Genomic DNA, 25,644 nt, shown 5'->3' with positions numbered 1-25,644 from the left:
GACTCTCGGTTGCGTGATCCACGGTCGGGGCGACCTGCGGGTCGAGGAGCTGACCGTCCCCGCGCCGGGCCCCGGGCAGGCGCTCGTCGCCGTGCGGTACGGCGGGGTCTGCGGCTCCGACCTGCACTACTGGCGGCACGGCGGGGTCGGTGACTTCCGGCTCAGGGAGCCGATGGTGCTCGGGCACGAGGTGGTCGGGACGGTCGTCTCGTACGGCGCCGGTGCCTCGGGTCCGGTTCCCGGTACGGCCGTCGCGGTGCACCCCGCCACGCCGTGCGGGGCGTGCCCGGAGTGCGCCGACGGGCGGCGGAACGTCTGCCGGGACACCCGCTACCTCGGCAGCGCGGCCCGCTTCCCGCACGTCCAGGGCGGGTTCGCGGCCCAAGTGGCCGTACCGGCCGAGCAGTTGAGGCCGGTTCCGGCGGGTCTCGGCCTGCGTCGGGCCGCTCTCGCCGAGCCCCTGTCCGTCGCGCTGCACGCGGTGCGGCGGGCCGGGGAGGTCGCCGGGAAGCACGTCCTCGTCACCGGCGCCGGACCCATCGGCTGCCTGGTGGTCGCGGCGGCGAGGGCGGCCGGTGCGGCTCGGGTGACGGTGACCGACCTGCTGCCGGAGGCGCTGCGGTACGCGCGCGCCGCCGGCGCCGACACCGTCGTACGGGCCGATGATCCGGATGATGCCGGGTGGCCGGCCGAGGAGGACGAGGTGGACGTGGCCGTGGAGGCTTCCGGGGTCGCCGCCGGGCTGGACACGTGTCTGCGGCTGGTGCGGCGCGGGGGTGTGGTGGTGCAGCTCGGGATGCTGCCGCCGGGGCAGTCGCCGTTCGCCGGGAATCTGGTCGTGAGCCGGGAGATCGAACTGCGCGGGGCGTTCCGCTTCGACGGGGAGTTCGACGCGGCGCTGGAACTGCTCGCCGCCGAGCCGTCGTTCGACGCCCTGGTCAGCGCGGTGATCCCGGTCCGGGAGGCGGAGTCGGCGTTCGCCCTCGCGGCCGACCGGAGCCGTTCCTGCAAGGTTCTGATCGATTTCCGAAGCTGAATTTTCCCCAAGGATCATCCCAAAGCGGGTTCCGTGGGGCCATCGTCGGCCCGATGATGAGGTGACCCCTGGACATGGGACCTCCAGGGGCCGACCGTGTTCGGGGGGCGTCATGGCGGTTTCCCTCGGGGTGCGCATCTCGGGGCTGCTCGTGGTGGGGGCGGTTGCGGTGGCCGTCGCGGCCTTCGGCGGTGACGGAAGTGACACGCCGGACGGCGGGGGCGGCGGCAGCACCGTCGTGACCGTGGGCCCATCCGACGAGGCCCAGGCCCACACGGCACCCGCGTCCCCCACCCCGCACCAGTCCCCCGCGGGCGAGGCGAGCGCCACCGTCCCGCAGGACACCCCGACCCACACCCACCGCAGCACACAGGCCCCGAGCGCCACCCCCACCAATAAGCCCCTGCTGACACCGAGTTGGCTCCCGCCGGGCCCGGTCTCGCCCAACAGCGATCCCACGCCCGACCCGTCGAGCGTCTACGACCAGCTCCGCGACCCCGGCCAGTGCCGGGCGGCCCTCAGCTCCATCCCGCCCACCTCGGCGGACCCGGAGTGGCGGCTGCTGCGCGCCCTCGCCTCGGCCTGCCTCGCCGTGCAGGGCCAGGGCGGCAGCTGGGACACGGCGACCAAGGAGTACGCCGCCCTGACCGGGAAGGCGGACACCTGCAAGGGGCGCGCCGCCTACGCCGTGCTGGGAGGGCTGCTCGACTTCCACCGCCAACACCCGTCCGCCACCGTCCGGTTGAAGGCCTCCTCCGGCGGCGCACCGGCGTGCTCCTACCGCGTCGCCGGGGTGGCCCCCGCCGACGCCGAGCCGGGTGACGTGGTCGACGTCGACCTGCGCGGCACGTACTTCGATCCCGCCGAGCTCCTGCGGTTCGGGAGTGTGCTGATCGGCGGCAGGCAGGTGCCCGTGCCGCCGGTGCTGAAGTCCGCGGCGGGCGACGAACTCGTGCTGTCCGTCGTCGTACCGCCGCTCGACGACTACACGAAGAAGGCCGACGTGGTGGTCCGGTACGGCGCCGCCGAGGCGCGGCTGCCCGATGTCCTCACGGTCGGGTCGCCGGCTGTGCTGCCGTCGCCCGACGCCTCTTCAGGGACGCCAGAGGGGATGTTCTCGCTGGGCCCACTCCCGGCTCACCTTCCCGGTGCGCAACCCGCTGCGGGCCTCCGGGTCCCCTAGTGCCATCCCGATGTGCCCGGCGAGGACGATGCCGATGGTGAGGGCGAGCCAGTCGTGGACGAAGGTCGCGCTGGTGCGCCACATGATCGGGGTGAGGTGGGTGAACCACATGATCAGGCCCGTGCCGAGCATCACCAGCGAGGCGCCGGCGATCCAGGCGGCGTAGATCTTCTGCCCGGCGTTGAACTTCGCCGCCGGCCGCTGCGACCGCCGCTTGTCGCGGCGCAGGGCGGCGCGCAGCCACACCTTGTCGTGCGGGCCGAAGCGGTTGAGGTGGCCCAGGTCGGCGCGGAAGGCGCGGGAGACCAGGCCGGCGAGGACGGGCACCGGCAGGGCGAGCCCGGCGCACTCGTGGATGCGGACCACCAGCTCGCGGCGGCCGACGAGTTCGGCGAGCTCGGGGACGTACAGGAAGGCGGCCGTCACGACGCAGACGCCCATCAGCGCGGCGGTCGTGCGGTGGACCCACTTCTGCGCCGGTCCGAAGCGGCGGACCTCGGTGGCGGGCGGGGTGTGTGCCTCAGCTCGTAGGGTCATCGTCCCGCCCGTTCGACCTGCCGACCCAGGCGTCGACGTCGTAGCCCAGATGCTCCCAGTAGCCCGGCTCGACCTTCTCGGTGACGTGGATCCCGGAGAGCCACTTGGCGGACTTGTAGAAGTACATGGGCGCCACGTAGAGGCGGACCGGGCCGCCGTGGGCGTGGCCGATGTCCTTGTTCTGCATGCGCAGCGCGACCAGGATGTCGGAGCGGCGGGCCTGGTCGAGGGTGAGGCTCTCGGTGTAGGTGCCGTCGAAGCAGGTGAAGCGGACCGCCCCGGCCTTGGCGCGCACTCCCGCGGCGTCCAGCAGCCGGGACAGCCGCACCCCCTCGAACGGCGTGTCCGGGACCCGCCAGCCGGTGACGCACTGGACGTCCTTGACCAGCTTCGTCTGGGGCAGGGCGCGCAGGTCGTCGAGCGTGTAGGTCTTCGGGCGGTCGACCAGGCCGTCGACGGTGAGGCGGTAGTTCGTGGCGTTCTTGTGCGGTACGGAGGAGGCCACCGAGTAGTAGCGGAAGCCGCCGCCGTTGGGCAGCAGGCCCGTCAGGCCGGTGGGGTCCTTGTCGGCCGCGGCGCCGAGGAAGCCCTCCAGGGCGCGCTGCAGGCTGGGCGCGGCGACCACGCCGAGGGCGCCCAGGCCGATGGTGCCGAGCAGGACCCGGCGGCCGACCGGAGTGCCTCGTTCCGGCGGCTGGGGCTCGCCCGGCTCCTCGGATTGTTCGGGGTTCACGTTTTCCATTCGAACACCCGCGACCCCGGCGGGACCAGGAATCGCGGATGCTCGTCAGGGTTCCGTAATCACTTCTTACGGCGTTCTCAGAAATCCGCTCCGGACTACGACGCCTCCTGTGCCGCCTTGTCCAGCTGGAAGGCCTCGTTGCCGAGGCCGATGCGGGCGTGCCGCTCGGGGGCGCGGGAGCGCAGGACCAGGCCCTGGACGAGGCCGACGACCAGAGCGAGGAACACGGTGCCGGGCAGCACCCAGCTCAGGGCCGAGTCGGGGCCCGCGCCGACCAGGACGTCGAAGTCCTTGACGGTGTAGCCGGCGATCACCAGCAGGGCGACGGCGGCGAGCGCGGAGGTGCCCAGGCGCCAGGCCTGGGCGCCCGCGGCGCCGCGCCGGGCGAAGAAGACGATCACCGACACCGAGGCCGCGGCCATCAGCAGGATCACGCCGAGCGCGCCGATGTTGCCGAACCAGGTGAACAGGTGCAGCACGGGCGCGGTGGGGTCGCCGGTGGGCTTGTCGTCGGCGATCGCGAAGACGATCACGATCACGGCGGCGACGGCCGTCTGCAGCAGGGAGCCGGTGCCGGGGGCGCCGCTGGAGCCGGTCGTACGGCCGAAGGCGGCCGGCAGCAGGCCCTCGCGGCCCATGGCGAAGGTGTAGCGGGCGACGACGTTGTGGAAGCTGAGCAGGGCCGCGAACATGCCGGTCACGAAGAGGATGTGCAGGACGTCGGTGAAGGTGGAGCCGAGCCGGTCGTCGGTCAGGGTGAAGAGCATCCCGGCGCTCTCCTTCCGAGCCACGCCGACCACCTCGGAGGGGCCCGCGGCGACGGTCAGGGCCCAGCTGCTGACGGCGAAGAAGACGGCGACGCCCGCGACGGCGAAGAACATCACCCGGGGCACCAGGATGTGCGGCCGGCTGGTCTCCTCCGCGTACACCGGCGCCTGCTCGAAGCCGAGGAAGGCCGCGATGCAGAAGCACAGCGCGGTGCCGACGCCCGCGCCGGTGAGCGTGTCCGGGTTGAAGGCGTGCAGCGACAGGCCCTCGCTCGCCGGGTCGCCGATGGCCGCGAAGTCGAAGATCACCACCAGGATCACCTCGATCACCAGCAGTACGCCGAGCACGCGCGCGTTGATGTCGATCTTCAGCCAGCCCAGCGCGCCGACGACCGCGAGGGCCACCAGGGCCGGTATCCACCAGGCGACCTGTGCGTCGGCGTACTTGGCGATCAGCCCGGAGACCTCGAAGCCGAAGATGCCGTAGATGCCGACCTGGAGGGCGTTGTAGGCGACCAGCGCGACGAGCGCGGCGCCCGCGCCCGCGGTGCCGCCGAGTCCCCGGGAGATGTACGCGTAGAAGGCGCCGGCGTTGTGCACGTGCCGGCTCATCTCGGCGTATCCGACGCTGAAGAGGACCAGCACCACGCCGAGGGCGACGAAGAGGAGCGGCTGGCCGACGATGCCCATCACCGCGAATGTGGTGGGCATGACACCCGCGACCACCATGAGCGGGGCGGTGGCGGCGAGCACGGAGAGCAGCAGGCCCCCGGTGCCGAGGCGGTCGGCGCGCAGGGCGCGCTCCTGCCCCTTGAACGTACTGATCCCGGCGGCGGATCTGCTCGCGCTGGGGTTGTCCGTGGTCATCGCAGGACCATCCTTGTCTCGACGTCGGTCTTTCACGCCGTGCCGAGCGCGGCGGCCCGCGCGGCACGGAAGGCGGAGTACGGATCCCGGCCCGGGTACGACCAAGGGGCGGCGGTGGGGTGCTCGCCGATCCGGTGGAACAGGGCCGCGGCCTCGGCGCCCCGGCCCTCGCAGACCTTCGCGTGGGCGAGGTAGTTGAGGTCGACCAGGCGGCGCGGGTGCCCCTCGTGCTCCCACTCCAGCCACCAGTCGAAGGCGGCCTTCATCACCTGCCGGGCCCGGCGTCCGGTCCAGTGGCCGGAGGCGGCGGGGTCGGCGGGCTCGTGTCCCGCGGTGGCCAGCACGCGGTAGCGCTCGGCGTGCGCGATCACCGGGAGGATGGCGAGCGGGGAGTCGGCGGGGGCCTGTTCGGCGGCCCAGTTGGCGAAGTCGTAGACCTCGTGCAGCGGGTCCGGGCCGGCGCCGGGGTGCTGCTCGGCGAGGCGGGCGATCATCAGGTGGTGGGCGTGGTGGTGGTCGGCGTACCGGACCCGGATCTCCCCGAAGAGCCGCTCGGTCTCCGCCCACGTCCGCTCCAGCAGGAGCAGGCCGAGCCAGGGGGTGGGATCGCCGGGCAGCAGTGTGGCGGCCTCCCGGCAGGCCTCGCGGGCGCGGTCCGGTTTCTCCTTGCCCTGCCGGGCCCGCTCGACCAGGGCCAGCGCGAGCAGCAGGGCGGCGTCGCCGGAGTCGGGTTCGGCGACCAGCCAGTCCCGGGCCCAGGCGGCGCTGTGCCGTTCCTGTGCGAGGACGACGGCCCGGTGTCCACGGCGGTCCCAGTCATCACCCGTGTGCACGAGCAGCGAGCGTGCGACCTGCCACCGGCCCTGCGCCAAGGCGGCCCGGGCGGCGACGAGTTCGGCGTCGTCCAGAGCCGTGTCGAGGGCCAGGGCAGCTCGCTTGCGGGCCCGGCCCAGGGGTGGCGGGGGAGGTGACACCGCGGGACTTCCTCACGTGACGCGCCTCGGCGTCAAGGTTTCGGATTGCCGTCAACTGATCACGCACAGCAAACCCGCAGCCAATGGTTCAAGTCAAGGGTCGCATGGCTGTTACACGCGTCAACTTCCGTTACGGACGGGGTAGTTGTATTCCGGACAACCACCGTCGACCGGCCGCCGGGCGCCGCGGGTGTGGCGTACGCCATGGCGCGCGCCTCCCTTGCCCCTCACCATGGCGGGACGGCCGCGCCACCGCCCCCGACCGTCCCCGATCGCCGGGCACCGTGACCGATCCGACTGCCCGGATCCGGGCACTCCCAGGGGCAAGCCGGGCTCTGGGACGCTACAGTCACCCACTACGCACCCCGTGGCCCGGCCTATCCGATCGAGGTACGCAGCGTGTCCGTCCTGGTTCTCGTTCTCGCCGTGAGCGCTGCCTGCTGCCTGGGCTTCGGCTTCGTGCTCCAGCAGAACGCGGCCCAGCACGCGCCCCTGGGCGACTTCCTCTCGCCCCGGCTGCTGCTCGACCTGATGCGGGTGCCGCGCTGGCTGGGCGGCATCGGCCTGATGGTGGTCGGCATGGTCCTCGGCGCCGTCGCGCTGAGCCAGGGCGAGGTCTCCCTGGTCGAGCCGCTGCTCGCCACGAACCTCCTCTTCGCCCTCGCCCTCTCCCGCCGGCAGACCAGACAGTCGCTCGGCCGGCAGGGCTGGACCGGTCTGCTGCTGCTCGCGGGCGGTGTCACGGCCTTCATCGTCGCGGGCGAGCCGCGCGGCGGCAGCGCGGTCACCGACCCCTTCCGCCACTGGCTGATCATCGGCGCGATGCTGGGCCTCGCCCTCCTGCTCACGACGTACGCCAAGCGCTCCCGTCTGAGCTCCGGCCCGGTCCTCCTCGCGCTGGCCGCGGGTGTCCTCTACGGCCTCCAGGACGCCCTCACCCGGGTCAGCGGCCAGCGCTTCTCCGAGGGCGGCCTGATCGAGCTGCTGACCGGCTGGCAGCCGTACGCCGTCCTCGCGCTCGGGGTCACCGGCCTGGTCCTCGTCCAGAGTGCCTTCGAGACGGCACCCCTGCGCATGTCGCTGCCCGCCCTGACCGCGGCCCAGCCGCTCGCGGGCATCGCCTGCGGCGTCGGCTTCCTGGGCGACCGGCTGCGCACCGACACCGGCGCGCTGGCCTGGGAGGCGGTCGGGCTCGCGGCGATCGTCGGCGGCATCGTCCTGCTGGGCCTGCACCCGTGCATGCCGACGGGAGCGGGCAAGCCGGAGCGGGTCAGGGACCTCCAGCCGAACTGACGCCGGACGCCCTCGCCGCCGTACTGCTTGGATGGCGGCATGACGACTCCAGCTGACGAGATCCTCGACATCGTCGACGAGAACGACCGGGTCATCGGCCGGTCCCCGCGCGGCGAGGCCTACGCGCAGGGTCTGCGCCACCGCTGCGCCTTCATCCTGGCCAGGGACGCGGACGACCGCCTGTTCGTCCACCGCCGCACCCCGACCAAGCTGGTCTTCCCCTCCCTGTACGACATGTTCGTCGGCGGAGTGGTCGGCGCCGGCGAGTCCTACGACGAGGCCGCCCTGCGCGAGGCCGAGGAGGAACTGGGCGTCACCGGCCTGCCGGCCCCGCGCTTCCTCTTCAAGTTCCTGTACGACAACGGAACCGGCCAGAGCTGGTGGTCGGCGGTGTACGAGGTCCGCTGCGAACTCCCGGTCCGGCCGCAGGCAGAGGAGGTGGCCTGGTACGACTTCCTCCCGGAGGCGGAGGTCGAGCGGCGGCTGGGTGAATGGGAGTGGGTGCCGGACGGGCTGGCCGCCTACGAGCGCCTGAAGGAGCACCGGGCCGCGACAGCGGAATGAGGCCGGGGGGTGCTGGGGGATGCCAAGGGATTCCGGCGGATGCCGGGGGATAAAGTCCAGCCCGTGATCGAATTCGCACGGAACGTCCGCCTCTGGTTCGAGCCCCAGGAGATCCGCGAGGAAGGCGACACCCCCGACTACCGCTTCTCCCTGGCGAACGAGCGCACCTTCCTGGCCTGGCTGCGCACGGCCATGGCCCTGATCGGCGGCGGCTTCGCGGTGGACCAGTTCCTGCCGGACCTGCGCTGGGCGTGGCGCGTGGGCCTGGCCCTTGCGCTGCTCGGCGCCGGCGTCCTGTGCTCCCTGCGGGCGGTCAACCACTGGATGCGCTGCGAGCGGGCCATGCGCCGCGGCGAGGACCTGCCGGTGTCCCGTTTCCCGGCGCTCCTCAGCCTGGTTGTGGCCGTGGTGGCGGTGGCGATGGTGGTCGTGGTGCTGGTCGGGTGGGAGGGATGAGGACGGCAGCGGCCGAGGAACGCGACCCCGGCCTCCAGCCGGAACGAACCCGCCTGGCATGGCGCCGGACGACCCTGGCGGCGACGGTGGCGGCGGTACTGGCCATGAAGACGGCCCTGCACGGAGGCGTGTCGGCGGCGAGCGTCGTGACCTGCGCCTTGATCTGCGCCCTGTGGCTGACGTTCCTGTTCCTGGCCCACCACCGCATCCGCAGCCTGGCCGCGACCCCCGTCCCCCGCGCATTGGCCCCCCGTCACGCAACGGCGGCAATCCTGTGCACGGCGGCGATGGCGGCGTGCGGGGCAGCGCTGGTGCTCTGACGATCCAGGGGGGCATGAACGCGCCCCTTTTAGGGGCGCGGGGAACTGCGCGACCAGCCACGACGGCGCCGCAGACAACAGAACACCTCGCAACCGCAATGCTCCAGATGCCCGGAAATATCCCACCCTCGTGGCAGCCTGTCCCCATGACCACCCTCCACCAGGAACACACCACCCACGACCACACCCACGGCCCCGACTGCGGCCACACCGCCGTCCCGCACGGCGACCACGTCGACTACGCCCACGGCGGCCACCTGCACCGCGAACACGGCGGCCACTGGGACGAGTGCGAGCCCGACGGGCACATCGCGCACGAGGGCCACGACCACCGCCACGGCGAGGACTGCGGTCACGAGAGCGTGCTGCACGGCGACCACGTCGACTACCTCCACGACGGCCACCGCCACGCCTCCCACGAGGGCCACTGGGACGACCACTGACCTGTCCGGGATCCACCCACCGACAGCTCCCCGCCGCACCCGGCGGGGAGCTGTCGGCCTATGGTGGCCCCGATCACTTGGTGGCCCCGATCACTTTGGGCCCCCGCACTGGACGACATACCGACCAGTCGGCATGATGGGACGCGTCCCGTCCACGCGCCCGCGAAGGAGCACCGATGAGCCCCGACCACCCGCCAGGTCTCGATCTCGACCGGCTGCAGGCCCTGCTCGACCGTGAGCGCCCCGGCCTGGTGCGGGGCCCGCTGTCCGGCCGGCTGATCGAGGGCGGACGGTCGAACCTCACGTACGCGGTCTCGGACGGCACCTCGAAGTGGGTCGTACGACGGCCCCCGCTCGGCCATGTGCTGGCCACCGCGCACGACATGAAGCGCGAGCACCGGGTGATCAGCGCGCTGCACGCGACGGACGTGCCGGTGCCGAAGCCGGTGCTGCTGTGCGAGAACCCCGAGAACGAGGCGGTGCCCGGATCGCCGTTCTACGTCATGGAGTTCGTCGAGGGCACCCCGTACCGCACGGCCCAACAGCTGGCCCCGCTCGGCCCGGAGCGCACCCGGGGCGCGGTGCTGTCCCTGGTGGACACGCTCGTGCAGCTGCACGCGGTGGACCCGGCGGAGGTCGCACTCGCCGACTTCGGCCGCCCCGAGGGCTTCCTGGACCGCCAACTGCGCCGCTGGGGCAAGCAGTTGGACGCCTCCCGCAACCGCGAGCTGGCCGGCATCGACGAGCTGCACGCGACGCTGGGCCGTCGGCTGCCCGCCTCCCCCGCGCCCACCGTGGTCCACGGCGACTACCGCCTCGACAACGTCCTGATCGGTGAGGACGACCGCATCAGGGCGATCCTCGACTGGGAGATGTCCACGCTCGGCGACCCGCTCACCGACCTGGGACTGCTGGTCATGTACAGCATGCCGCTCGGCATGCCCGACTCCCCCGTCTCCACCACCGCCGAGGCCCCCGGCCACCCGGCTCCGGCCGAGCTGATCGAGCGCTACGCGGCGCGCTCGGGCCGTGACGTCTCGTCGGTCTCCTGGTACACGGCGTTCGCCTGGTTCAAGCTCGCCGTGATCCTCGAGGGCATCCACTACCGCTACACGCTGGGCCAGACGGTCGGCCGGGGCTTCGACCGCATCGGGGACCTGGTCCCCGTCTTCATCGAGCACGGTCTGACGACCCTTCAGGAAGGCTGACGGACCATGGACTTCGCGTTCGACGCGCGCACCGAGGAACTGCGCGCCAAGCTGCTCGCCTTCATGGACGAGTACGTCTATCCGGCCGAGGCGGTGGCGGAGGAGCAGCGCGCCGCGCTGGCGTCCCCGTGGGACACCCCGGCCGTGGTCGAGGAGTTGAAGGCCGAGGCACGCAGGCAGGGCCTGTGGAACCTCTTCCTCCCGGACAGCGAGTACGGCGCCGGACTCACCAACCTCCAGTACGCCCCGCTCGCCGAGATCACGGGCCGTTCCCCGCAGTTGGCGCCCACCGCTCTCAACTGCGCGGCGCCCGACACCGGGAACATGGAGGTGCTCGCCCAGTTCGGCGACGAGCAGCAGAAGAAGCAGTGGCTGGAGCCGCTGCTCGCGGGCGAGATCCGCTCGGCGTTCGCGATGACCGAGCCCGAGGTGGCCTCCTCCGACGCCACCAACATCACCACGCACATCCGGCGGGAGAACGACGAGTACGTCATCACCGGCCGCAAGTGGTACATCTCCGGGGCGATGAACCCGGACTGCCGGATCTTCATCGTGATGGGCAAGACGGCCCCGGACGGCCCGGACATCCGCCGCCAGCAGTCCATGGTCCTGGTCCCCCGCGACACCCCGGGCGTCACGGTCAGGCGCGCGATGCAGGTCTTCGGCTACGAGGACCACTACCACGGCGGCCACGCCGAGGTGGTCTTCGACAACGCGCGCGTGCCGGTCACCAACCTGATCGGCGAGGAGGGCGGCGGCTTCGCCATCGCGCAGGCCCGGCTCGGCCCCGGCCGGATCCACCACTGCATGCGCCTGATCGGCATGGCGGAGCGGGCGATCGAGCTGATGTGCCGGCGGGCGGTCTCCCGCACGGCGTTCGGCAAGGCGCTGGCCCAGCAGGGCGTCGTCCAGAACTGGATCGCGGACGCCCGCGTGGCCGTCGAGCAGCTGCGCCTGCTGGTCCTCAAGACGGCCTGGATGATGGACACCGTCGGCAACCGCGGCGCCCACACCGAGATCCAGGCCATCAAGATCGCCACCCCGCGCACGGTCGTCGACATCATCGACCGCGCGATCCAGCTGCACGGCGCGGGCGGCGTCAGCCAGGACTTCCCGCTGGCCGAGCTCTACGCCGGCGCCCGCACCCTGATGCTGGCCGACGGCCCGGACGAGGTGCACCAGCGGTCGCTGGCGCGGCGGGAGTTGAAGAAGTACCTGTAGCGGTACGACGGCCGGTGCGGACGTCCCCCACGTCCGCACCGGCCCTGTTCCCCCGTCCCCGCGGTCAGTACGGGTAGGTGCGCACGGAAGTCGTCCAGCCCTGCCGGCAGGTGTGGCCGAAGGTGCCGGTGTCGCAGCCCTCGACGACGAACTTGTAGCTGCCGGTGGTGCGCCGCTGCACCCACATCCCGCCGTGGTTGCCCTTGCCGAGCTCCTTCTGGGTGCCGAACGGGTTGGCGGCACTGGTGTAGCGCACCAGGAAGGTGTCGTAGTGGTACGGGTCCGTCGGGCCCCACGTGAAGTAGGCGTAGCCGCCGTCCTGCCAGGCGGCCACCACCATCCGGTGCCCCTGGTCGGGCGACCAGGCCAGCTGCCCGTGCTCGAAGGTCTGCCGCTCGGCCCCGTTGGGGAGGGTGAAGTTGTCGTTCACAGGACAGCCCATGGCGCCGTCCGAGCCGCCCAGTTGCTGCCAGCGACGGTAGATGAAGGCGTTGTCGATACGGTGGTCGCCCAGGCACAGCTTCTTCGCGGGCATCTGCGGAGCGTCGGCCACGGCCGGTACCGCCGCCGTGCCGCCGAGTGCGAGCAGCGATCCCAGTACGACCCCCGCGGCACGCCGCTTCAGTGAAAGCATGGTTGTTCTCCCCCGTCGATCAGTTCGGGCCGGCGGGCCGTCCCGCCGTGCCACTGCCATGAGCATCGCGCCCGCACCGGCCGGGAGTTGAGAGGAATCCACCGGGCACGCCCCGGAACCTCTCCCGGGTGGACCGGGAACCGTTCCCGTGACACCCGGGTGCGCGAACCGGGACGATGACGCACATGGAGGACCGGCACGGGCGGACACGGCGGCGCGCGGTGACGGCGTACGTGCTGCTGGGGCTGGCGTTGCTCCAAGTGGCCGTGGGTGTGGGGGCGTTGGCCGTGGCGGGGGTCACTCCAGGGGACCTGATCCGCTACGACATGGTGATCGACCTGGCCGTCGGCTTCGCCTACCCGGTGTGCGGCACGGTGATCGCGCTGCAGCGGCCCCGCAACCCCATAGGCTGGCTGCTGACCGCCTACGGGCTGGGACACGCCTTCACCGGTCTGTCGATCGGGCTGGCCGTCGCGGGACTTCAGGCGGGCTGGCCGCGGGAGGTCCTGGGCGCGCTCACCACCGTCGGACGGCACACGTGGATCGTCGGCACGACGGCGTTCGTGCTCGTGTTCCTCCTGTTCCCGGACGGACGACTGCCCGACCGCCGCTGGCGCTGGGTGCTGGTCGCCCAGGTCGCCGTCCTGCCCCTCAGTCTGGCGGTCTGGGGACGCGCCGACTGGGGCCTGTTCCGCGGCACCGCGGCCCAGGCCTCCTACCTGCCGGTGCCGGCGGGTTCGCTGCCCCTGCTGCGAAACCTCCAGACGGCCGATTCCTGCCTCCTGCTGGTGGCGGTGTGCGGCGTGATGATCCTGCGCTACCGGCGCGGCGGGGAGCAGGACCGGCGCCGGATGCTGTGGCTGATCGCCGGCATGATGCCGCTGGCGCTGAGCCTCGTGCTGCAGATCTTCGGTTTCCCGCCGGTCTACACGTCGTACTGCACCCTCGCCATGCCCATCGCCATCATGATCGCCGTCGTCCGCCACGAACTGCTCGACATCCGTCTCGTCGTCTCCCGCAGCCTGCTGTACGGCGCGCTCACCGTCGGCGTGGTCGCCGCCTACGTCGGTCTCGTCACGTTCCTCCAGTCGCTGCTCGACCCGCGCCCCGAACTCCTCGGCCCCGCCCTCATCACCGTCGTCCTGGCCCTGGGCTTCGAACCGGCCCGGCGGCTGCTCCAGCGCACGGTGGACCGGGCCCTGTACGGCGACCGGCACGACCCGGTGCGCGCGGTCTCGCGGATCGGTGAGCGGCTGGCGGGGACCGGTATCGGCGCGGTGCCGGAGGCGGTGGGCGAGGCACTGCGGCTGCCGTACGTCCGGGTGGAGGCGAAGTCGGGTGCGGCGCAGGGAAGTTGGGGCGTGCCCGGCGACCTCCTGCACACCGTGCCCCTCGACTACGACGGGCGTACGGTCGGCGCGCTGGTCGTCGGCCTGCGCCCCGGCGAGCAGCAGCCCGCGCCCGCCGATCTGGCCGTCCTGGAGCTGCTCGCCGTACCCCTGGCCGCCGCGTTGCACGCCACCGATCTGTCCCGGCAGTTGCAGCTGTCGCGGGAGCGGATCGTGGCCGCGCGGGAGGAGGAGCGGCGGCGGATCCGGCGGGACCTGCACGACGGGCTCGGGCCGACGCTCGCCGGCGCGGCCTTCCAGACGGACGCGGCGCGCAATCTGCTGGCCTTCGACCAGGAACGGGCGGGCGCGCTGCTGGCCGAGCTGCGGGCGGAGATCGGGGGCGCGGTCGTCGAGGTGCGCCGGCTGGTGGACGGGCTGCGGCCGCCGGACCTGGACCAGTTGGGGCTGCTCGGCGCGTTGCGGGAGCGGGCGGCGCTGCTGTCCTGGCGGGCCGACGGCGTACCGCTCCAGGTGCGGATCCGGGCGCCCGAGCGGCTGCCGGCGCTGCCCGCCGCGGTGGAGGTGGCCGCGTACCGGATCGCGGTCGAGGCACTCACCAACGCGGCCCGGCACGCCCGGGCGTCGAGGGTGGACCTGCGGATCGAGATAGGCGACGGCCTGCGTCTGGAGGTGTGCGACGACGGCTCACCCGCGCCCGACGAGACGGAGTGGCAGCCGGGCGTCGGCATCACGTCGATGCAGGAACGCGCGGCGGAACTCGGCGGACACTGCGTGGCGGGCCGGGGCCGGGTGACGGCGACGCTTCCGCTGGGAGGAACGACGTGACGACACAGCGGGCCGACGGGCACGGACGGACGGAGGGGGACGCCATGACGACACCCCAGGACGGACAAGGCCGAACAGCCGCGACACCGGCGCCGGACCGCACAACGCGACGGCACAGCGGCGAGGGGGATGCGCTGCGGGTCGTGCTTGCCGATGATCATCCCGTTGTCCGTACCGGGCTCGCCGCGTTGCTGGAGTCGGTGCGGGAGGGCAGTCCGCGGGTGCGGGTGGTCGGGGTGGCCGCCAGTGGGCGGGAGGCCGTGCGGGCGGCGGTGACCTTGCGTCCGCACGTCGTCGTGATGGACATCCGGATGCCCGACCAGAACGGCATCGAGGCGACCCGGGAGATCGGCCGGGTCGCCCCGTCGGTCGCGGTGCTGATGCTCACCATGGTCGAGGAGGACGACTCGGTGTTCGCGGCCATGCGAGCCGGCGCCCGCGGCTATGTGCTCAAGGGGGCCGGGCAGGACGAGATCGTACGGGCCATCCGGGCGGTGGCCGCGGGCGAGGCGATCTTCGGCCCCGGCGTGGCCCGGCGGGTGCTGGGTCAGCTGGGCCGCCCCGCACCCCCGCCCGACCCGTGTCCCACGCTCACCCCGCGCGAGCGTGACGTACTGACGCTGATCGCCGAGGGCCACCCCAACTCCGCGGTCGCCGCCCGCCTCGGCCTCTCCCCGAAGACGGTCAGCAACCACATGTCGGCCGTCCTCGCCAAACTGGGCGTCGCCGACCGAGCCGAGGCGGCGGCCTGGGCCCGCGAGGCCGGCCTCGGCCCCACAGCCCCGGAGTCCTAGGGCCGCAGCGCCCGCAGCAGCAGGTCCGCCAGATGGTCGGCGACCTCCTGCGCGCCCATGGGCCCGTCCGGCCGGTACCAGGTCGACAGGTGGTGGACGGAGCCGAAGTGGTAGTCCACCACCAGGTCGGCCGGGGTGGCCCGGGAGAAGACGCCCGCCTCCTGCCCCTCCTCCACCAGCGCCCGGAACTGCTCGTGGTAGCGCCGCCGCTCCGCCCGTACCTGCTTGTTCTTCTCCGGGCTGAGGTGGTGCATGGAGCGGAAGAAGATCATCGCGTCGTCGAGGTTCTCGATCGTCGTGACGACCACGTCCGCCGCGGCCGCCCGCAGCCGCTTCTCGATCGGCTCGTCGGCGTTCGCGAACGCGTCGAGCCGCTCCTGCTGGACCCGCAGCACGCGCGCGTACACCTCGTGCAGGAGGTCGTCCTTGGAGCCGAAGTAGTGGTACAGCGCCCCCTTGGTGACGCCGGCCGCCTCGACGATCTCCTGCACGGACGTGCGGTCGTAGCCCTGCTCCGCGAAGAGCCGGGTGGCGGCGGCCAGCAGCCGCTGCGGGACGGGCGTACCGTCACCGTCCGTCGTCCTGGGCACCCTGCCGCCACCTGCCTTCCGAGCGTTCTGCCGTGTTCCTGGGTGTGCTATTCGCCTGCTTGCCCGCGGGAACGGAGTTCCCGACGGAGGATCTTCCCACTTGCCGTCTTCGGCAAGTCGGGCAGGATCTCCACCTGCCGCGGGTATTTGTAGGCGGCCAGTCTCTCCTTGCAGTACACCGCGAGTTCATCCGGGTCCGTGTCGGCGCCCGGCCGCAGGCTGATGTACGCCTTCACGGTCTCCCCGCGGTACCCGTCCGGCACCCCGACGACGGCCGCCTCGCGCACCGCCGGGTGCGTGTACAGCACGTCCTCGACCTCCCGCGGCCACACCTTGAAGCCGGACGCGTTGATCATGTCCTTCTTGCGGTCGACGACGTACAGCCAGCCCTGCTCGTCCATGAACCCGATGTCGCCGGTGCGCAGCTCGCCGTCCGGGAAGGTCTCGGCGGTCGCGTCGGGGCGGCGCCAGTAGCCGGGGACGACCTGTGGGCCGCTGACGACGATCTCGCCCTGCTCCCCGAAGGGCACCTCGGCGCCCTGCTCGTCGACGATACGGACGATCGCGTCCCGGACCGGCAGTCCGACGGCCAGCGTCCCGGAGACCGGATCCACCGGCGCCTGCAGACCCGGAGGCACGGAGGCGCAGGGCGCGCTGCACTCGGTCAGGCCGTAGCCGTTGCGGATGTACGGCCCGAAGTCCGCCCGGAACTTCTCCACCAGGGCGGGCGGCAGCGGCGCCCCGCCGGAGTAGATCACCTCGAAGGAGGAGAAGTGCTCGCGGGTGACGGCCGGGTGCGCGGCCAGCGCCATGAAGGCCGTCGAGGGACCCACGGTGTAGTGCGGCCGGTGCTCGGCGAACGCGTCGAGGACGACACCGGCCTCGAACCGGTACGCGAGGACGAGCGTGCCCGCGCTGTTCAGACAGCCGCCGAGCTGGCACACCATGCCCGTGATGTGGAACAGGGGCGCCATCGCGAAGTACACCGGCGCCTCGGGCAGGGCGATCCCGACGCTCTGCTGCTCGGCGTTGTGCATGATGTTGCCGTGCGTGTTGGTGGCGCCCTTGGGGGTGCCGCTGGTGCCCGACGTGTAGCTGATCAGCGCGATGTCGGACGGGGTGAGGTCACGGCCCTCGGGCGCCGCGTACCCGGCGCGGGCCACGGTCGTCAGATCGGCGGCGTCACCGGCCTGCGGCAGCCGCTCGAAGCCGAGCACGCGCGCGTCCCCACGGGTCTGGAAGTCCAGCTCGCACCCGGTCAGCACGATCCGCACCGGCGAGTCGGCGGCGGTGTCGCGCAGATACGACTCCCAGGCCCGGTCGGAGCAGATCAGCGCGGTGACCTCGCCGTCCCGCAGCACATGCCCAACCTCCCCCGACTTGTACATGGGGTTGACCGGCACCACGATGGCGCCCGCCTTCCAGGCGCCCAGCAGGGCGAGCACGAAGAGCGGCGAGTTCTGCAGCAGGATCGCCACCCGGTCCCCGCGCTCCAGCCCCCGCGAGGCCAGGTGCCCGGCGACGGAGTCGCTCAGCTCGTCGACCTCGCGGTAGCTCAGCCGCCCGTCGAAGTAGGCGAGGAAGACGCGCTCGGGATCCTCGTCGACGGCCCGCCGCAGCGCGTGCACCAGCGAGTCGAGGGGATGGATGTCGGCCTTCTGCGCCTCGTTGAGCAGCGCGACCCAGGGCTTGGCGGCGTAACGGGACTCGGTCATCGCGCCTCCTCCCACTTCCGCTGCAGGTGGTTCATGTTGCCGAGCCAGTGATCGGGATCGCCGGCCCTGGCCCGGTAGTACTGCGCGACCTCGGGATGCGGCAGGATCAGGAACCGGTCCTCCTCGATCCCCCGGAACAACGCGTCGGCCACGTCCGCCGCCTCGATGGCGGTGGGCCGCAGCACCAGATCCCCCGCGCTGCCGGTGGCGGCCAGCATGTCGGTCCGCACCCCCTGCGGACAAATGGCGTGCACCTTGATCCCCCGGTGCCGGTACGTCAACGACAGCCACTCGGCGAAGGCGTACGCGCCGTGCTTGGTGACGCTGTAGGAGGGCGCCCCGATCATGGTCAACAGCCCGGCCGCGGAAACGGTCGAGACGAACCGCCCACTCCCCCGCTCCAGCCACCCCGGAAGCAGCTCGTGCGCGGCCCGGACATGAGCCATGAGATTGACGTCCCAGGAGGTGGCCCAGGACTTCTCGTCGAGCCCCTTCTCCACGTCCCCGTCGTCGAAGGCGACACCGGCGTTGGCACAGTAGACGTCGACGACCCCACCGAGAGCGTCCCGCGCATCGCCGACGATCGCGGAGGCATCACCAGGCACGGCAACTCCCCCGACCTCATCGGCAACGGCCTTGGCCCGTTCAGGGTCGAGATCGTTCACGACGACCCGGGCCCCCTCAGCGGCGAACCGCCGCGCAAGGGCGGCCCCGATACCTCCTCCGGCCCCCGTGACAACCACACCGGCACCCTGAACGGCTCCCACCATCGGTCTCCTTCGACTGCGGCTCTGCGGTGCGGCCCAGACTAACCGGTCGGTATGTATGAGGAAAGGCCCGACTGCCACGCCGCCAAAGGGGCGCGGGGCTGTATCGATTTGCGGCTCCGCCGCGTGGGCGCGACAAGCCACGACCCACCCGCAGCTTCCACACAACCCGTGGGAGCAATACCTTGCCCCCCATGCGCCTATCCAGACGAGCCCTCCTCGCAGCGACAACGGCAGCAACAGCACTCTCCGCAACACCGGCCACGGCAGCCGACCGCCACGGCAGCCTCCACACCGGCTTCGAACGCCTCGCGGCAACCGGCTACGCGCAACTCGAAGGCCAACGCGTCGGAGTCGTCACCAACCCCACGGGCGTAACCCGAGACGTCCACCACATCGTCGACGTCATGCACAAAGACCCCCGCGTAGACGTCACCGCCGTCTTCGGCCCAGAACACGGCTTCCGCGGCACCGCCCAGGCCGGCGGCTCCGAAGGCCGCTACGACGACCCCGCCACCGGCCTCCCCGTCTACGACACGTACCTGAAAAGCGGCCGGCCCCTGGCGGACATCTTCACCGCCTCCGGCGTGGACACCGTCGTGTTCGACATCCAGGACGTCGGCGCCCGTTTCTACACGTACATCTGGACGCTCTACGACTGCATGGAGGCCGCCCAGCTCGCCGGCAAACGCTTCGTCGTGCTGGACCGCCCGAACCCCGTGACCGGCCGCGCCGCCCAAGGCCCGGTCCTGCACAAGGAGTTCGCGACCTTCGTCGGCAGGCAGCCGATCTCCCAGGCGCACGGGATGACGGTCGCGGAGCTCGCCCGCCTGTTCAACGGGGAGTTCCTCGCCACCCCCGTCCCGCTGGAGACGGTCCTCATGACGGGCTGGAAGCGCTCGGAGTTCTACGACGCCTCCGCCCTCCCCTGGGTCCCGCCCAGCCCCAACATGCCGACCCCCGACACCGCGCTCGTGTACTCCGGCACCTGCATGTTCGAGGGCACCAACCTCTCCGAGGGCCGCGGCACCACCCGCCCCTTCGAACTCCTCGGCGCGGAGGGCATCGACGGCCGCTGGGCCGCCGCGCTCGGGGAACTCGCCCTGCCCGGCGTGCACTTCAGGGAGGCGTACTTCGCGCCGACCTTCTCCAAGTTCCAGGGCAGGACCATCGGCGGCGTACAGATCCATGTGCACGACCGGACCGCGTACGACCCCGTCCGCACCGGAATCGCCCTCCTGGTGACCGCCAAGCAGGTGTGGAGCGGCTTCACTTGGCGCTCCGACAACTGGATCGACAAGCTCACCGGCTCCTCGTGGGTGCGGACGCGGATCGACGCGGGTGCGGACACCGACGAGGTGGTGGACGGCTGGCAGGAGGAACTCGCGGGATTCCGGCGGATTCGAAAGGAATACCTCCTCTACAAGTGACTCGCGCCGTATGGCCATCCTTGCCCGGCAGGAGGACGATGCGCCCACATCGCACCGCTACGGGGGACGAGGGGGCCAGTCATGGCACAGCCGGCAATGAGCGTGACTCCTTACTGGGAGCTGACCTTCGACGCGGACGGGGACCCGGACGGGCGGGAGCGCGAGCGGCTGCTCGCCGAGGTCCCCACGAAGGGCGTCAAGGATCTGATCGTCTTCGCGCACGGCTGGAACAACGACCGTTCGGGCGCCACCGCCCTCTACCGGAAGTTCTTCACCCCGATCCCGAGGCTCGCGCCGAAGGCGAAGATCGGATACGTGGGTGTCGTCTGGCCGTCGATGCGGTTCTGCGACGAGCCGATCCCCGACTTCCCGAAGTCGGTGGTGGCCATGGAGGCGGAGGCGGCCCCGGCGCCGGTGCTCGACAAGGACACCCGGCACGCGCTGCTGGAGGCGTTCCCGGGGCGGGCCACCGTGGTCGACCAGATCGCGCGGATGCTGGACCAGCGGCCGGACAACGAACTCGACGAGTTCGGGCGGCTGGTGCGGCTGCTGGTGGAGGTCGTACCCGGCGGACCGCAGCCGCTGTTCGCGGCGGACACCCTCGCGGAGGGCGTCCCGCAGAGCGAGCCGGTGCTGTTCACCGGGGACGCGGCGACACTGTGCGACGAGTTCGCGCAAGCGCTGGCGTCCCTGCGGTCCGGCGGTGACACGGAGGGGTTCTCGCTGCCGAACCCGTGGGACGGGGCCAAGGAACTGCTGCGGCAGGCGACGTACTACGCGATGAAGCGGCGCGCGGGCACCGTCGGCGAGCGTGGACTCGGCCGGGTGGTGGGGCAGTTGGCCGCGGCGGCCCCGGCGGTGCGGGTGCATCTGGTCGGGCACAGCTTCGGCGGGCGGCTGGTGTCGTTCGCGCTGCGCGGGCTGCCCGAGGGCGTGCACACGGTGAAGTCGGTGACACTGCTCCAAGGGGCCTTCTCCCACTACGCGTTCGCGTCCCGGCTGCCCCAGGACGCCCGCACGGGCGGGGTGTTGCAGGGGCAGCAGAACCGGATCGACGGCCCCCTGGTGTGCTGCTACTCGCACTTCGACCAGGCGCTGGGCACGCTGTACCCGCTGGCCTCGCGGATGGCGGGGGTGAACAACGAGGTCACGGGCTTCGACCTGGGACACACGCTCGGCCCCGAGTGGGGGGCGATGGGCCACGACGGGGTGCAGGCGGTGCCGGGCACCCAACGGCTGGACCTGGCGGGCGCGTTGGGCGGAAAGCTCCCCACCTCGGGATGCGTGAACGTCGACGCGGCCGCGGTGGTCAACCGCGGGGGCCCGCCGACCGGGGCGCACAGCGACATCGTGCACGCCGAACTGGCTCGGGTGGTACTGACGGCGGGCCGAGTGATCTGACCCACCGTCAGTACCATGTCACATGTCACATGTCACATGTCACCGGTGTGACGTGTACTCGACCACCTGCTGGAACGTCGGCCGGTTCTGCCAGCTGATGTTGTAGTGCTTGATCCCGCCCAGCGTCCGCTGCACGATCGAGTCCGCGCACCACTGGTCCCCCGCCGAGCACAGCGAGTCCCCGGGGTAGACCGTCGACGCCGAGGTGCCGGCCGCCGTCTTCAGGGTGCTGATGAGGATGTCCCGGCAGGAGCTGAGGACCCCGCCGCCGCAGTACTGCTCCGCCAGCGGGCCCTTCACCGTCTCGCCGAGCACCGAGCGGATGTCCTTGTCGACGTAGCTCCACCAGCCGTACTGGAAGGAGCTGCCCGCGTGCGAGCCGGTGGGCCCGTGCGCGGCCGACGGGGACTCGTCGATCGGCAGGTTGTTGCTGAAGGCGGTGTACAGGTCGCTGCCGAGGCCGGGTTGGAACTCGGCCTTCACCAGCAGCGGCCACCAGGCGTCGAGGATGCGGATCGCGTCGGCGTTGGCGTACGTCTTCGAACCCGCCGATGTCTCGGTGCGCTTGGCGCCCGCGGTCACCCAGGCCTGGAGCTTGCTGACCGCGGCCGCGGCCGTGGAGTCGGTCACCGTGCTGCTGTTGATGACCTTCAGCAGCTTCGGCAGCACGTCCTCGGCGCGCAGGTCGGCGAGAGCCGCGTCGGCCATCGCCTGCACGAGTTTCGTACGGGTGACCCCGCCGGCCGCGACCAGTTTCTTCACCCGGTCCTCCAGCAGGTTGCCGCGATGGACCGACCCGTCGCCCCAGGGCGCGGTCGTGTAGTCGAGGGCCTGCTTGTTGTTCCAGGAGATGTAGTAGTCCTGGTCGATGGAGTTGGGGTGGGCCGAGGCGGGCGTGTAGTCGGCGGTGTTGGTGGTGGGGTCCCAGTTCTTCCACTCGTAGGCGGCCTGGCCCCAGACCGGGAACTCGGCGTCGACGCCGCTCGCGCGCACCGGGTTGTCGCCGCTGTTGTAGTAGGCGGTGTGCGAGGAGTCGGCGTAGAACCAGTTGAAGGTGTAGTTGATGTGCTGCACCGCGCTCTGGAAGGTCTGCGGGCTGTTCACGTAGCTCGGGTCGTTGAGCATCTGGAAGCCGATGATCGAGTCGGCCTCGTGCATGTAGGAGGAGCGCAGGGTGGTGTAGGCGACCTTCTTGCCGCCGACGGTCGCCCGGTACTCGACGGGGCCGTACTTGGTCTTCCAGACCCTCATGGTGTACGAGCCCGCGGCCGTGCTGTCGGCCGTGGTCGGTGACCAGGAGTTCTTCTGTTCGACCTTGTCCATGGCGGTGCAGGTGCCGTGGTAGAGGTAGTGGTAGTCGTCCTGGCACAGCTCGACCGCGTAGGAGTCGATGATGTCCTGGCCGGAGGTGGTCGCGGACCACGAGTAGTCCTGGCCGCGGCCGAGTTCGACGTACATGCTCAGGCCCGCGAAGGAGGCGCCGCGGGCGCTGATGCCCGGGCCCTGGATCTCCTGGAGCATGAGCAGCTGTGGGGCGAAGTAGCCGGTCTGCGGGCCGAAGACGGCGATGGGGTGGCCGCTGGCCGTGTACTTGCCGCTCACCACGAGGGCGTTGGACATGCCTCGCTTGGCGGAGCTGAGGGCGGTCGCGGTCGCCGTCTCGGAGGCGGCGGTGGCGGACTGGCTCGCACCGGTGCCGGTGGCGTCGTAGACGAGCGGTTCGGTCGTCACCGTACCGGCGTCGGGCAGTGCCTCGCCCTGCGCGGTGGCGGGCTTGGTGGCGTACGGGAAGCTCTCGCCGTTGTGGACGGTGAGGACGGCCTCGGGGTCGTTGCGTTCGCGGAAGGACTCCCAGACCTTGGTGCCCTCCTCGACGCCGTACTTGGACTGGGCGGCGATGAGCGAGATCGCGTTGTTGACCTCGCCGCCACCGCCGGAGCCGAACAGGGAGCCGATCACGGAGGCCAGCGCGACGAGGTCGGTGAGCTTGAAGTGGTCGATCGTGCCGGCGTTGGTGATGGAGTCCTTGTGGCCGGTGAGGACGTACTCGCCGGGGAAGTAGCGGCCGCTGTCGGAGGCGTCGATGTAGGAGTTGATGCCGTCGAGGTAGGCGTTGGCGTCGGCGAGGGCCTGCTGGCCGCGGGCGCCGTTGTTCGCCACGGCGTTGTCGATCTGCGCCTGGAGGTCGGCCTCGGAGTAGGGGGCGTTGCGGTAGAACTCCTGCTCCAGGCCCTGGTTGGAGGCGGCGCCGCCGGCGAAGGTGGTCAGCTGGCCGCGTCCCACGTGCCGGAACACATCCATGAGCCACAGCCGGTCCTCAGCGGCCGCATACCCGGCCCCGAACTCGGTGCCGTATCTGGTGGTACCGGTGATGTGCGGTACGCCCGTCTTCTTGTCGCGGACGATCGTCACGTCGGTGCGGCTGGCGGGCTTCTCAGTGGAGGCGACTTGATCGGAAGCGACCCCGAACGACGAGTCGTTGAAGAACGTGTTGATCGTCGCGTCGGTGAGTCCGGAGTAGCCCTTGGCCAGGTTGGCGTAGGGGCCGAGCTGGTCCTCGGCGTGGTCGGGCTGGGAGCCGAAGGCCTGGTTGAGGAGGATCTGGGCGAGGGTCGCGTTGCCGTTCTCGCCGGGCGGCAGGATGTCGGAACACTGGCCGCCGCAGTAGTCGTTCGAGGCCGCGGCCGCCGCCGGTGCCTGGGCGAGCGGGGACAAAAGAGCAGCAATCAGGGCGCATATCGATGCGCCCTTCAGGAACCCGGTGAGCCTGCCGGGAGTTCTCAGTCTGTCAAGGGTGGTGCGCGCGGTACGTCGTGGCATGGCAGCTCCAACCGACGGGGGGTGAGCCGGGACGTTACCGGCGGTATCCCCGGGTTGGAAGATGAACATGCGTCAAGTTTTGGTACTCGGTGCGATGGCTTATGGGGGTCATCGGAAATCGGATGGAGCCGAATCGCTTGTCGATACGTCTATTCGGCGACGTCCGTACGACGACGCCGAAGTGACCGAAGTACAGGTGCAGGTGTGACGGAGGTGCAGGGCGATGGCCGGTTTCCGGAGTCTGGCGAGACAGGTCCGCGATCCGCGGTGCGATCTGGCACTGCGGCGGTACTCACTGCGCAAGTGCCTGGAGCGGTTCGCTCCTTACGGGCACAGGGCGACCTGGGACCACTTGTGCTCCCGGGCAGGTTTCGGTCCCGAGGACCGTTCTCCCGACCCGGCGCGGCTCGTGGCCGCACTGGAGGAGCTGGAGGAGGCGCGTTCGGTGTGGCTGGCCTATGAGGTCGACTTCGCCGAGCGGCGCCGGAAGGAAAAGCACGATGGACTGCGCAGGCCGGGCACTGTGGACGACTGGCACCGGCTGACCTGGGGCGGTTTCGGTGTCGCCTGGTGCGACGACCCGCGGGTGCACCCCCGTGAGCCGCTGGCCGAGGTACTGCGCCGGCTGATCTCCGCCCTGGAGCGCGAACCGGGCTCGGGGTGCCCGGTGTGCGGCGGGGAGCGGCTGAGCTGGAAGTACGACCTGGACCACGAACCCTCGGCGGGTCCGGTGTGCACTCACTGCGGAATTCTCGTACCACGGCCCGTGCTCAAGCCCGAGGCCCTGGCGGACGCAAGGCGCGGAAGGCTGTTGGTGTCGGCCTAGCACGGCGGGGGTGCGCCGGGGATGCCGCACCCCCTATTTGTCCGGGAAGATCAAGGGCATGGTGCAGGTGTGTCTCAACGGGCCGCGGGGGTCCGCCGACGGCGTGATGGTTCCGCTGACTCCCGAGGCGATGGCCGAGTCCGCGGCGCGGGCGGTCGCGGCCGGGGCCACGGACGTGCACGTCCATCCCAAGAGCCCGTGCGGGGACGACTCCCTGTCGCCCAAGGTGCTCGCGCCGACGCTGGCGGCGATCCGGGCGCGGGTGTCGGTGCCGGTCGGTGTGACCACGGGCGCGTGGGCGGAGCCGGATCCGGCGGCCCGCCTCGCGCGGATACGGAGCTGGGCCGGCCTGTCCGCCCTCCCCGACCACGCCTCGGTCAACTGGCATGAGGAGGGCGCCGAGGAGATCGCCGCCGCGCTGCTGGAGCTGGGCGTCGGCGTCGAGGCCGGCATCTGGTCCGGCACGGACGGCGCGGCCCGCTTCAGAGCCTCACCGCTCGGCCCGCGAGTTCTGCGCGTCCTCGCCGAGGTGACGAACACCTCGGCCGACACGGCCGAGCGGACGGCCCAGACTCTGCTGGCCGCGCTCGGCCCGGCCCACGGCCGCCCGATCCTCCTGCACGGCGAGGACGGCGGCGCCTGGCCGGTGCTGCGGCTGGCCGGGCGGCTGGGCCTGGCGACCCGCATCGGCCTGGAGGACACCCTGCTCCTGCCGGACGGACAACGGGCCCTGTCCAACGCTCAGTTGGTGGCCGAGGGGTTGCTCCAGTACGGGTGAGCCGTCTTCACCGCCACGAAGCCGGGCGGCACCCGAACCCGCCGGCCGAAGATCCCCACGCTAGCAAGGGCTAATCCACTCGCTCCACCCCTTTCCCGTCA

General features: G+C 71.5%; 24 protein-coding genes. 15 read left to right on the top strand and 9 right to left on the bottom strand.

Annotated elements, in window-relative coordinates:
• Nucleotides 1–13 precede the first annotated feature (13 nt).
• Together MQP27_RS31645 and MQP27_RS31640 are read left to right on the top strand one after the other, a co-directional pair.
• On the top strand, nt 14–1,036 hold the full coding sequence (locus MQP27_RS31645) for an L-idonate 5-dehydrogenase (RefSeq protein WP_242770233.1): 1,023 nt from the start codon (nt 14–16) through the stop codon (nt 1,034–1,036).
• Between the two features lie 112 nt (nt 1,037–1,148).
• Nucleotides 1,149–2,219, top strand: coding sequence for a hypothetical protein (locus tag MQP27_RS31640; protein ID WP_242770230.1), 1,071 nt, complete (start codon nt 1,149–1,151; stop codon nt 2,217–2,219).
• Here MQP27_RS31640 and MQP27_RS31635 read toward each other — a convergent pair.
• From MQP27_RS31635 to MQP27_RS31620, 4 genes are all read right to left on the bottom strand, one after another.
• Entirely contained in the window at nt 2,130–2,756 is a 627-nt protein-coding gene (locus tag MQP27_RS31635; RefSeq protein WP_242770227.1) for a cytochrome b/b6 domain-containing protein, read from the bottom strand. The two genes, MQP27_RS31640 and MQP27_RS31635, sit on opposite strands and share 90 nt — an antisense overlap.
• The gene (locus MQP27_RS31630) at nt 2,740–3,489 is read right to left on the bottom strand and encodes a molybdopterin-dependent oxidoreductase (RefSeq protein WP_372511362.1); all 750 of its coding nucleotides are present in this window, start codon (nt 3,487–3,489) and stop codon (nt 2,740–2,742) included. Before MQP27_RS31630 ends, MQP27_RS31635 begins: the two co-directional genes overlap by 17 nt.
• Before the next feature lie 104 nt (nt 3,490–3,593).
• Nucleotides 3,594–5,132 carry an APC family permease gene (locus tag MQP27_RS31625; RefSeq protein ID WP_242770209.1) on the bottom strand — a complete coding sequence of 513 codons (1,539 nt, stop codon included), beginning with the start codon at nt 5,130–5,132 and terminating at the stop codon, nt 3,594–3,596.
• 32 nt (nt 5,133–5,164) lie between these two features.
• Nucleotides 5,165–6,106, bottom strand: coding sequence for an amino acid adenylation domain-containing protein (locus MQP27_RS31620; protein WP_242770204.1), 942 nt, complete (start codon nt 6,104–6,106; stop codon nt 5,165–5,167).
• 399 nt (nt 6,107–6,505) lie between these two features.
• Here MQP27_RS31620 and MQP27_RS31615 point away from each other — a divergent pair, with 399 nt between their 5' ends.
• The 7 genes from MQP27_RS31615 to MQP27_RS31585 all read left to right on the top strand — a co-directional run bounded on the left by MQP27_RS31615 (nt 6,506) and on the right by MQP27_RS31585 (nt 11,611).
• Complete coding sequence (locus MQP27_RS31615; protein WP_242770201.1) at nt 6,506–7,399, top strand: DMT family transporter; 894 nt, start codon at nt 6,506–6,508, stop codon at nt 7,397–7,399.
• 39 nt (nt 7,400–7,438) lie between these two features.
• The gene (locus MQP27_RS31610; protein ID WP_242770198.1) at nt 7,439–7,963 is read left to right on the top strand and encodes an NUDIX hydrolase; all 525 of its coding nucleotides are present in this window, start codon (nt 7,439–7,441) and stop codon (nt 7,961–7,963) included.
• A gap of 63 nt (nt 7,964–8,026) precedes the next feature.
• Nucleotides 8,027–8,419, top strand: a complete 393-nt coding sequence (locus MQP27_RS31605) for a YidH family protein (RefSeq protein WP_242770195.1) — start codon at nt 8,027–8,029, stop codon at nt 8,417–8,419.
• Nucleotides 8,416–8,739 carry a DUF202 domain-containing protein gene (locus MQP27_RS31600; RefSeq protein ID WP_242770192.1) on the top strand — a complete coding sequence of 108 codons (324 nt, stop codon included), beginning with the start codon at nt 8,416–8,418 and terminating at the stop codon, nt 8,737–8,739. Before MQP27_RS31605 ends, MQP27_RS31600 begins: the two co-directional genes overlap by 4 nt.
• Before the next feature lie 146 nt (nt 8,740–8,885).
• Entirely contained in the window at nt 8,886–9,182 is a 297-nt protein-coding gene (locus tag MQP27_RS31595; RefSeq protein ID WP_242770189.1) for a hypothetical protein, read from the top strand.
• Nucleotides 9,183–9,358: 176 nt separating this feature from the next.
• Nucleotides 9,359–10,390: a phosphotransferase family protein gene (locus MQP27_RS31590; protein ID WP_242770186.1), complete on the top strand. Its 1,032-nt coding sequence runs from the start codon at nt 9,359–9,361 to the stop codon at nt 10,388–10,390.
• Nucleotides 10,391–10,396: 6 nt separating this feature from the next.
• Nucleotides 10,397–11,611: an acyl-CoA dehydrogenase family protein gene (locus tag MQP27_RS31585; RefSeq protein WP_242770183.1), complete on the top strand. Its 1,215-nt coding sequence runs from the start codon at nt 10,397–10,399 to the stop codon at nt 11,609–11,611.
• A 64-nt stretch (nt 11,612–11,675) separates the two neighbouring features.
• On the opposite strand, the gene MQP27_RS31580 is transcribed toward MQP27_RS31585, so the two are convergent.
• Nucleotides 11,676–12,245, bottom strand: coding sequence for an LGFP repeat-containing protein (locus tag MQP27_RS31580; protein ID WP_242770180.1), 570 nt, complete (start codon nt 12,243–12,245; stop codon nt 11,676–11,678).
• Nucleotides 12,246–12,430: 185 nt separating this feature from the next.
• Between MQP27_RS31580 and MQP27_RS31575 the strand changes: the two genes are divergently transcribed.
• Nucleotides 12,431–14,422 (top strand): sensor histidine kinase, encoded by a 1,992-nt coding sequence (locus tag MQP27_RS31575; protein WP_242770177.1) that lies wholly within the window; start codon nt 12,431–12,433, stop codon nt 14,420–14,422.
• Between the two features lie 44 nt (nt 14,423–14,466).
• A complete protein-coding gene (locus MQP27_RS31570; protein WP_242770174.1) occupies nt 14,467–15,216 on the top strand; it encodes a response regulator transcription factor in 750 nt (249 codons plus the stop codon).
• Here the strand turns inward: MQP27_RS31570 and MQP27_RS31565 are convergent.
• From MQP27_RS31565 to MQP27_RS31555, 3 genes are read right to left on the bottom strand one after another with little or no spacing between them, the layout of a single operon-like run.
• Nucleotides 15,213–15,806, bottom strand: coding sequence for a TetR/AcrR family transcriptional regulator (locus tag MQP27_RS31565; protein WP_242770171.1), 594 nt, complete (start codon nt 15,804–15,806; stop codon nt 15,213–15,215). The two genes, MQP27_RS31570 and MQP27_RS31565, sit on opposite strands and share 4 nt — an antisense overlap.
• Nucleotides 15,807–15,853: 47 nt before the next feature.
• Nucleotides 15,854–17,521 carry a class I adenylate-forming enzyme family protein gene (locus MQP27_RS31560; RefSeq protein WP_242770168.1) on the bottom strand — a complete coding sequence of 556 codons (1,668 nt, stop codon included), beginning with the start codon at nt 17,519–17,521 and terminating at the stop codon, nt 15,854–15,856.
• A complete protein-coding gene (locus MQP27_RS31555; RefSeq protein WP_242770165.1) occupies nt 17,518–18,291 on the bottom strand; it encodes an SDR family oxidoreductase in 774 nt (257 codons plus the stop codon). The genes MQP27_RS31560 and MQP27_RS31555 overlap by 4 nt, the downstream gene beginning before the upstream one ends.
• 191 nt (nt 18,292–18,482) lie before the next feature.
• Between MQP27_RS31555 and MQP27_RS31550 the strand changes: the two genes are divergently transcribed.
• Both MQP27_RS31550 and MQP27_RS31545 read left to right on the top strand, forming a co-directional pair.
• A complete protein-coding gene (locus MQP27_RS31550) occupies nt 18,483–19,718 on the top strand; it encodes an exo-beta-N-acetylmuramidase NamZ family protein (protein ID WP_242770162.1) in 1,236 nt (411 codons plus the stop codon).
• Nucleotides 19,719–19,799: 81 nt separating this feature from the next.
• Nucleotides 19,800–21,119, top strand: a complete 1,320-nt coding sequence (locus MQP27_RS31545) for a serine-threonine protein kinase (RefSeq protein WP_242770159.1) — start codon at nt 19,800–19,802, stop codon at nt 21,117–21,119.
• 39 nt (nt 21,120–21,158) lie between these two features.
• On the opposite strand, the gene MQP27_RS31540 is transcribed toward MQP27_RS31545, so the two are convergent.
• A complete protein-coding gene (locus MQP27_RS31540; RefSeq protein WP_242770156.1) occupies nt 21,159–23,939 on the bottom strand; it encodes a penicillin acylase family protein in 2,781 nt (926 codons plus the stop codon).
• Between the two features lie 223 nt (nt 23,940–24,162).
• Here MQP27_RS31540 and MQP27_RS31535 point away from each other — a divergent pair, with 223 nt between their 5' ends.
• A complete protein-coding gene (locus MQP27_RS31535) occupies nt 24,163–24,765 on the top strand; it encodes a hypothetical protein (protein WP_242770153.1) in 603 nt (200 codons plus the stop codon).
• A gap of 58 nt (nt 24,766–24,823) precedes the next feature.
• Complete coding sequence (locus MQP27_RS31530) at nt 24,824–25,543, top strand: 3-keto-5-aminohexanoate cleavage protein (RefSeq protein WP_242770150.1); 720 nt, start codon at nt 24,824–24,826, stop codon at nt 25,541–25,543.
• Nucleotides 25,544–25,644: the final 101 nt, after the last annotated feature.

Source organism: Streptomyces cylindrosporus, from assembly GCF_022698165.1.
Classification (GTDB): Bacteria; Actinomycetota; Actinomycetes; order Streptomycetales; family Streptomycetaceae; genus Streptomyces; species Streptomyces cylindrosporus.
Note: the sequence above shows the minus strand (reverse complement) of the source record. Positions and strands in the feature narration are given on the sequence as shown.